We start from the raw sequence: 7,576 nt of genomic DNA, 5'->3' as shown, positions 1-7,576 counted from the left end.
GCGTCAACCCTTATCTTCAGAAATGTTTCAAACTGCCCTACCCCGCCCACGGGCGAACTTGGGCAGAGCCCGCGTAATAGCCGGAATACGCAGCAGCATCAGTAAAGTGCCAACCCCTGCATAGATCGCCCACTCCCTGAGGTCCGAGCGCACGATCCACAAAAAGTGCAGCAACCCCAAGCCAAGAATCACGTACACCAACCTGTGCAACTTCTTCCACCTGGCCCCCAACCGCCTCTGGCTGTAGCGATTCGAGGTCACCGCCAAGGCCAGCAAGCCGAGAAACCCCAGCGCCCCCACAATAATGTAAGGCCGCTTACGCAGCTCCACCGCCAGCTGCCCCCAATCCAGCCCCAGAATAAAGAACAGGTAGGCCAGGATGTGCAGCACGATGTAAGCAAACACCCACAGCCCCAGCTGCCGACGCACCACGACCCAGCCCGACCAGCCTGTCAGCTTCTGTAGCGGCGTCATGCTCAAGGTCACCAGCAGGAAAGTGAGCGCCCCGAGCCCAAGACGATCCATCATGACCTTGCCGGGGTCCGGCCCCAGCAGATTTATCGCTGCCTCATACAACCACCACGCCGGGAACAGGCACCCCACAACGAAGATGGCCAGGCGAAACCAGGGATAGCGCATCAATAGTTCTTCCGCAGATCCAGCCCGCTGTACAGTGAAGCCACTTCATCAGCGTAGCCATTGAACATCTGTGTTTCACGCACATTGGGGCTGAACAACCCGCTGGGCAAGCGCCGCTCACGCGCCTGGGTCCAACGCGGGTGGTCGACCGTCGGGTTCACGTTGGCATAGAAGCCATACTCATCCGGCGCCAACCCTTGCCAAGTGGTCGCGGGCTGTTCAGCCACCAGGCTGATGCGCACGATCGACTTGATGCTCTTGAAGCCATACTTCCAGGGCACCACCAACCGCAACGGCGCTCCATTCTGGTTGGGTAACACCCGCCCATACATGCCCACCGCCAGGATCGCCAGCGGGTGCATTGCTTCATCCAGCCGCAACCCCTCTCTATAAGGCCAGTCGATCAGGGCGAACCCGGAGCGCTGCCCCGGCAGATGCTGCGGGTCTTTCAATGTCTCGAAGCGCACGTAGCGCGCCTTCGAAGTCGGCTCGACCTGCTTGAGCACCTGCGCCAAGGGAATGCCCAACCAGGGAATGACCATCGACCAGGCTTCGACGCAACGCAACCGGTAGATGCGCTCTTCAAGCTGATAGGGTTTAACGAAGTCTTCCAGCGCATAGCGGCCTGGCTTACCTACCTCACCATCCACTACAACCGACCATGGCTCGGTCTGCAGGCTGTCGCCATAAGCCGCCGGGTCTCCCTTGTCAGGGCCGAATTCATAGAAGTTGTTGTAGTGGGTGGCATCCTTGAAAGGCGTAATCGCCTCCCCCTGCACCGTCACAGCCTGCCAGTGAGCAGAAGAAAGCTTGTCACTGAACCAGCCTGGCGCCTTGCCTGCCTCGACATCAGCATATCGACTGGGCTCTGCCGCCATCCCCATGCGCGGCAACGCACCCAGCGCCAGGCCGGCCAACGAGCCACCCAGCAGGGTGCGACGGGAAAGGTAGATGCCTTCGGGGGTGATCTCCGACGCCTTGCACTCGGAAGACCTGGGAAGCTTGATGAGCATGGGCGGCTCCACAGCACTGGATAACGGATGTACCAGTAAGACTATGGAGCCGGAGGGTTATTCCAGCATTAAGCGATTTTTACGCTTTGCGCCGGCGCGCCTTCAACAGGAACTGGATCGGCCCCGATGCCGCATAGGCGAGGAAGATCAGCAGCAGGATGCGCGGTGGATCGCTGAATACCACGGCAAACACCAGCACCACCGCCAGGATGGCCACGAACGGTACGCGCCCTTTGAGGTCCAGCTCCTTGAAACTGTTGTACTTGATGTTACTGACCATCAGCATGCCGGCAGCCGCTACCAACAGCGCCACCAGGAACGACAGCTTGGAGCCCTGGATGCCGTAGTCGCTGAACGCCCACACGGTACCCGCCACCACACCTGCGGCAGCCGGGCTGGCCAGGCCAATGAAGTAGCGCTTGTCGGCGGTGCCGACCTGGGTATTGAAGCGTGCCAGGCGCAGTGCTGCACCGGCCACATAGATGAAGGCGACCATCCAGCCGACCTTGCCCATGTCACCCAGCGCCCAGCCGAAGGCCAGCAAGGCTGGGGCCACGCCGAAGGCAACCATGTCCGACAGCGAGTCGTACTCGGCGCCGAAGGCACTCTGGGTATTGGTCATGCGCGCAACGCGGCCATCCAGGCCGTCGAGCACCATGGCCACGAAGATGGCGATGGCGGCAAAGGCGAAGTACTTGCTCGCCTCACGCGGGTCACCGGCACTCAGGGCGCTCTGCGCGCTCATCGAGCTGATGATGGAATAGAAACCGGCAAACAGGTTTGCGGTGGTAAACAGGTTGGGCAGCAAATAGATGCCGCGGTGACGCACCTTGCGCCCTTCGGCGTCATGCCCTTCTTCAACGTGCTCATCGACAGGTAGCAGGCTTTCGGCGTCGGAGGGCTTGTTCGGCTCTTCAGGACGTTCGCTCATGGAGGGTACCTTGCAACAGGATGGAAAATGTTCGACACGGGCCTGCGAAACAGGTTCTGACGGCAGGCCACTGGTCTGCTTTATACCAGAAGCGGACTGCCAGAACGAAAAAACGCGGCCGAAGCCGCGTTTTTAATCTTTCGATAAGACTTAGTTCTTGGTCTTGTCGACGATTTTGTTAGCCGAGATCCACGGCATCATCGAACGCAGTTGCTCGCCGATGATTTCGATGCCGTGAGCGGCGTTGTTGCGGCGCTTGGCGGTCATCGATGGGTAGTTGGTAGCACCTTCGGAGATGAACATCTTCGCGTATTCGCCGTCCTGGATGCGCTTCAGGGCGTTGCGCATGGCCTTGCGGGATTCTTCGTTGATGACTTCCGGGCCAGTGACGTACTCACCGTATTCGGCGTTGTTGGAGATCGAGTAGTTCATGTTGGCGATGCCGCCTTCGTACATGAGGTCAACGATCAGCTTCAGCTCGTGCAAGCACTCGAAGTAGGCCATTTCTGGCGCGTAGCCAGCTTCGACCAGGGTTTCGAAACCGGCTTTGACCAGCTCGACGGTACCGCCGCACAGAACGGCTTGCTCACCGAACAGGTCGGTTTCGGTCTCGTCCTTGAAGGTGGTTTCGATGATGCCGGTACGGCCACCGCCAACGCCCGAAGCGTAGGACAGGGCGACGTTCTTGGCGTTGCCCGAAGCGTCCTGGTAGATAGCGATCAGGTCAGGGATGCCGCCGCCTTTGACGAACTCGGAGCGAACGGTGTGGCCCGGGGCCTTCGGCGCGATCATGATCACGTCGAGGTCGGCACGTGGCACAACCTGGTTGTAGTGGATCGAGAAGCCGTGCGAGAAGGCCAGGGTAGCGCCCTTCTTGATGTTCGGCTCGATCTCGTTCTTGTACAGCGCGCCCTGGAACTCGTCCGGGGTCAGGATCATGACCAGGTCAGCCGCAGCGACAGCGGTAGCAACGTCAGCAACTTTCAGGCCGTGGGCTTCAGCCTTGGCAACGGTAGCCGAACCTTTACGCAGACCGACAGTAACGTCTACACCGGAGTCCTTCAGGTTGCACGCCTGAGCGTGGCCCTGGGAGCCGTAACCGATGATGGCGACTTTCTTGCCCTGGATGATGGAAAGGTCGCAGTCTTTATCGTAGAAAACTTTCATGAAAATACCCCTGGTTATATCTCGGCCCCTGCGGAGCCATCACTAATTTTTGAATTTAGATGCTGAGCACTTTGTCGCCACGGGCAATGCCGGTAACGCCGCTGCGCACGGTTTCGAGAATCGATGCAGTGCCGATCGCCTGGATGAAGCTGTCCAGTTTGTCGCTGGTACCGCTCAGCTGTACGGTGTACACGCTGGCGGTCACATCGACGATCTGGCCACGGAAGATATCCGTGGTGCGCTTGATCTCGGCGCGCTGGGCACCGGTGGCCTTGACCTTGACCAGCATCAGTTCACGCTCGATATGAGCGCTTTCCGACAGGTCGACAAGCTTGACCACTTCGACCAGCTTGTTCAGGTTCTTGGTGATCTGCTCGATCACTTCGTCATGGCCAACGGTGGTCAGCGTCAGACGCGACAGGGTCGGGTCTTCGGTCGGCGCCACGGTCAGGCTTTCAATGTTGTAGTTGCGCTGGGAGAACAGGCCGACCACGCGGGACAGAGCACCGGGTTCGTTTTCCAGCAGCAGGGAAATGATGTGCCGCATATCAGGTACGCTCCGTCTTGCTCAGCCACATGTCACGCATCGAGCCATCCTTGATCTGCATCGGATAGACGTGCTCACTGCGGTCAACCGCGATGTCGATGAACACCAGGCGGTCCTTCATCGCAAACGCTTCTTCCAGCTTCGGCTTGAGGTCCTTCAGGCTGGTGATGCGGATACCCACATGGCCATAGGCCTCGGCCAGCTTGATGAAGTCAGGCAGCGATTCGACGTACGAGTGCGAGTGACGACCGTTGTAGGCCATGTCCTGCCACTGGCGAACCATGCCCAACACACCGTTGTTCAGGTTGACGATCTTCACCGGCAGGCCGTACTGCATGCAGGTGGACAGCTCCTGGATGTTCATCTGGATGCTGCCTTCGCCAGTCACACAGGCGACGTCCTGGTCCGGGAAGTTGAGCTTGACGCCCATCGCCGCCGGGAAGCCGAAGCCCATGGTGCCCAGGCCACCGGAGTTGATCCAGCGGTTCGGCTTGTTGAAGCGGTAGTACTGCGCCGCGAACATCTGGTGCTGGCCCACGTCGGAGGTGACGAAGGCATCGCCATGAGTCACTTCGCACAGGGTCTCGATGACTTTCTGCGGCTTGATGACGTTGCCGTCGCCCTTGTCGTAAGGGAACAGCTCGCCATTGCCACGCCATTCGTCGATCTGCTTCCACCAGGCATCCAGCGCAACCTTGTCAGGCTGCTCGCCGATTTCCTTGAGGATGCCGAGCATTTCGCTGAGCACGCTGTCGACCGGCCCTACGATTGGCACGTCGGCCTTGATCATCTTGGAGATCGACGCCGGGTCGATGTCGATGTGGATGATCTTGGCGTTCGGGCAGAACTTGGCCGGGCCGTTTACCACGCGGTCGTCAAAACGCGCGCCCACGGCAAGGATCACGTCGGCGTTGTGCATGGCCATGTTGGCGGTGAAGCTGCCGTGCATGCCCAGCATGCCGAGGAACTGGCGGTCGGTACCCGGGAAGCCACCGAGGCCCATCAAGGTATTGGTGACCGGCAGGTTCAGCGACTTGGCAATTTCGGTCAGGGCTTCGGAGCCACCGCCGAGGATCACGCCACCGCCGGAGTAGACGATCGGGCGCTTGGCCGCCAGCAGCATTTCGGCAGCCTTGCGGATCTGGCCGGAGTGGCCACGGACCGCCGGGCTGTAGGAGCGCAGCTTGACCTTTTTCGGGTAGACGTATTCGAACTTCTCAGCCGGGTTGGTCATGTCTTTTGGAATGTCGACCACGACTGGACCTGGGCGACCGGATTGCGCCAGGTAGAACGCTTTTTTCAGAACTTCCGGGATCTCGGTCGGGTTCTTGATCATGAAGCTGTGCTTCACGATCGGCCGCGAGATACCGATCATGTCAGTTTCCTGGAAGGCATCGGTACCCACCATGGTGCTAGGCACCTGGCCGGACAGGATGACCATCGGAATGGAGTCCATGTAGGCGGTGGCAATGCCGGTAATGGCATTGGTCGCGCCCGGGCCGGAGGTTACCAGCACCACACCGGCCTTGCCGGTGGCGCGGGCGTAGCCATCCGCCATATGGGTTGCCGCCTGCTCGTGACGAACCAGGATGTGTTCCACTTCCGGTTCTTTGAACAGTGCGTCGTAAACATGCAGGAGAGCACCACCAGGGTACCCGTAGATGTGCTTAACGCCTTCGTCACGCAAGAAGCGGACGACCATCTCAGCGCCAGATAAAAGCTCCACGTTGTTCACCTCTAAAACGCCAGAATACCGCCCTCACTGGACGGGTCTTAATAGGTTTACTGCCAAGCAGAGCATGAGCGAACGTCAGCACTGACTGAGCAAGTATTGGGAGCACCCCAGAGTGTTGCGGGGTTTTCCCACCCAGCGCGAGGTAACGCGTTGCGGGGTGTAACAGGTCGGTGCGGGTGTGCACCTCATGATCTGCTTAGCGGGTCTGCTTCTGGCAGTCCCTCTACAGCGGAAGTTGGATTCTTGTGATTCGGCGCCAACAAGTCAAGAAAAATTATTGCCAATTTTTCCCCAAGATGAATTCCCGCCACCACTAAAAATCGCTTCAGCAGCAGAACTAATAAGATTTCGCAAAAAAAGGGCCACAATCTGCGGCCCTTGAAGGAAAAACTGAAGAAATCAGGCGGAAGGAGCGATCAATTGGTCAAAAGCTGCCAACAGGCGGCGAAGCTCACGACTTTGCTCCGGGCGGTTGGTAAACACGGTTTCGGCCATGACGAGAATGCTCGACGCGTTGGGCAGCGGGTGGCCCAGCTCGATGATGATCTTCATGCGGGGCAGGAAGATCCATTGCAGCCATTGCTCGAAACTGAGGGTATCGACGGCGAACGGCACGGTACTGGCCAATGCCTCGTCGCTTGGCGGTTCATCATCCCACCAGCCTTGCACCTGCAGCTCTCGCTCGATCAGCAACAGGTGGTCGGCAATGTCCAGAATGCGTTGCTCGATCATTACGAATTGACCCGCGCTTTTTGCCGGGCCAGTGCGGCACCCGCGCTGTCACCCTGCTTTTCACGGGCCTGGGCGATGGTGTTCCACAGCTCAGCCTGCAGGCTTGGGCGGCCGTTGGCGTAAGTGAGCGCGCGGCGCGCCAGCTGCTCGGCCTGCGCCGCATCACCCTGCGACAGGCGCACCTGGGCGAGGCGGTACAACACCTGCGGCTCGCGCGGGGCAATGCGTTGGGCACGCTCCAGGCTAGACGCGGCGCCGTTGAAGTCGCCACTGCCCTGCTGGGTCTTGGCGGTGGTCAGCAATGCCAGTACCGGGCCGTCGAGTTGCTCGTCGGCAGACAGCCCGCCGGCAGCACTGCTGCGCGGAATGCCGGTTGGCGCGCTGGAGCTCTGCGGGGTGCTGTTCATCGCGGCGATGTCGAAGGGTTCGTCGGCGATCGGGTTTGGATTGGTGGTCATTGGCGCCGAACTTACCGGGCCCGGGGTAATCGGGCCAGGCGTGATCGGCGAGGTGCTGATTGGCGCCGAACCATTGGCCGCCGGGAACGTCTGGATGCCCGAGGCGCCAGCGCCCTGCGGGATCATCACGGTGACGCCAGAATCCTCGGGTAGCGTCTGCGCCTGGGCGGTGCCCGTGTTATAGCCACCCGCCGTGCGGTTGGCTGTTACGCGTTCGCTGTTGGACACGCGGGTGCTCGAATCGACCACCGGAATATTGCCGCGCGGGACGCTGGAGCACCCCTGGAGCACTGCCAGCGCCGTCACGGCAGGAAACAGCCACTTGTTCACGTCACACCTCATCAATGCAGCCTG

At 60.0% G+C, this 7,576-nt stretch carries 8 protein-coding genes; all 8 read right to left on the bottom strand.

Annotation, left to right across the window (positions count from 1 at the left end; translation table 11 throughout):
- Window positions 1–27 precede the first annotated feature (27 nt).
- On the bottom strand, window positions 28–639 hold the full coding sequence (msrQ, locus tag PM2_RS23115) for a protein-methionine-sulfoxide reductase heme-binding subunit MsrQ (protein WP_028699682.1): 612 nt from the start codon (window positions 637–639) through the stop codon (window positions 28–30).
- The gene (msrP, locus tag PM2_RS23110; RefSeq protein ID WP_028699681.1) at window positions 639–1,652 is read right to left on the bottom strand and encodes a protein-methionine-sulfoxide reductase catalytic subunit MsrP; all 1,014 of its coding nucleotides are present in this window, start codon (window positions 1,650–1,652) and stop codon (window positions 639–641) included. The genes msrQ and msrP overlap by 1 nt, the downstream gene beginning before the upstream one ends.
- 79 nt (window positions 1,653–1,731) lie before the next feature.
- On the bottom strand, window positions 1,732–2,583 hold the full coding sequence (gene pssA, locus PM2_RS23105) for a CDP-diacylglycerol--serine O-phosphatidyltransferase (RefSeq protein WP_003250045.1): 852 nt from the start codon (window positions 2,581–2,583) through the stop codon (window positions 1,732–1,734).
- A gap of 150 nt (window positions 2,584–2,733) precedes the next feature.
- Window positions 2,734–3,750, bottom strand: a complete 1,017-nt coding sequence (ilvC, locus tag PM2_RS23100; protein WP_003250043.1) for a ketol-acid reductoisomerase — start codon at window positions 3,748–3,750, stop codon at window positions 2,734–2,736.
- A gap of 55 nt (window positions 3,751–3,805) precedes the next feature.
- Window positions 3,806–4,297, bottom strand: a complete 492-nt coding sequence (gene ilvN / locus PM2_RS23095) for an acetolactate synthase small subunit (protein WP_003250040.1) — start codon at window positions 4,295–4,297, stop codon at window positions 3,806–3,808.
- A gap of 1 nt (window position 4,298) precedes the next feature.
- A complete protein-coding gene (locus PM2_RS23090) occupies window positions 4,299–6,023 on the bottom strand; it encodes an acetolactate synthase 3 large subunit (RefSeq protein WP_026020528.1) in 1,725 nt (574 codons plus the stop codon).
- Between the two features lie 408 nt (window positions 6,024–6,431).
- A complete protein-coding gene (locus PM2_RS23085; RefSeq protein ID WP_016712056.1) occupies window positions 6,432–6,764 on the bottom strand; it encodes a YqcC family protein in 333 nt (110 codons plus the stop codon).
- Window positions 6,764–7,564 (bottom strand): tetratricopeptide repeat protein, encoded by an 801-nt coding sequence (locus PM2_RS23080; protein ID WP_033740684.1) that lies wholly within the window; start codon window positions 7,562–7,564, stop codon window positions 6,764–6,766. The genes PM2_RS23085 and PM2_RS23080 overlap by 1 nt, the downstream gene beginning before the upstream one ends.
- Window positions 7,565–7,576: the final 12 nt, after the last annotated feature.

This window comes from Pseudomonas monteilii NBRC 103158 = DSM 14164, assembly GCF_000730605.1.
Lineage (GTDB): Bacteria > Pseudomonadota > Gammaproteobacteria > Pseudomonadales > Pseudomonadaceae > Aquipseudomonas > Aquipseudomonas monteilii.
Note: the sequence above shows the minus strand (reverse complement) of the source record. Positions and strands in the feature narration are given on the sequence as shown.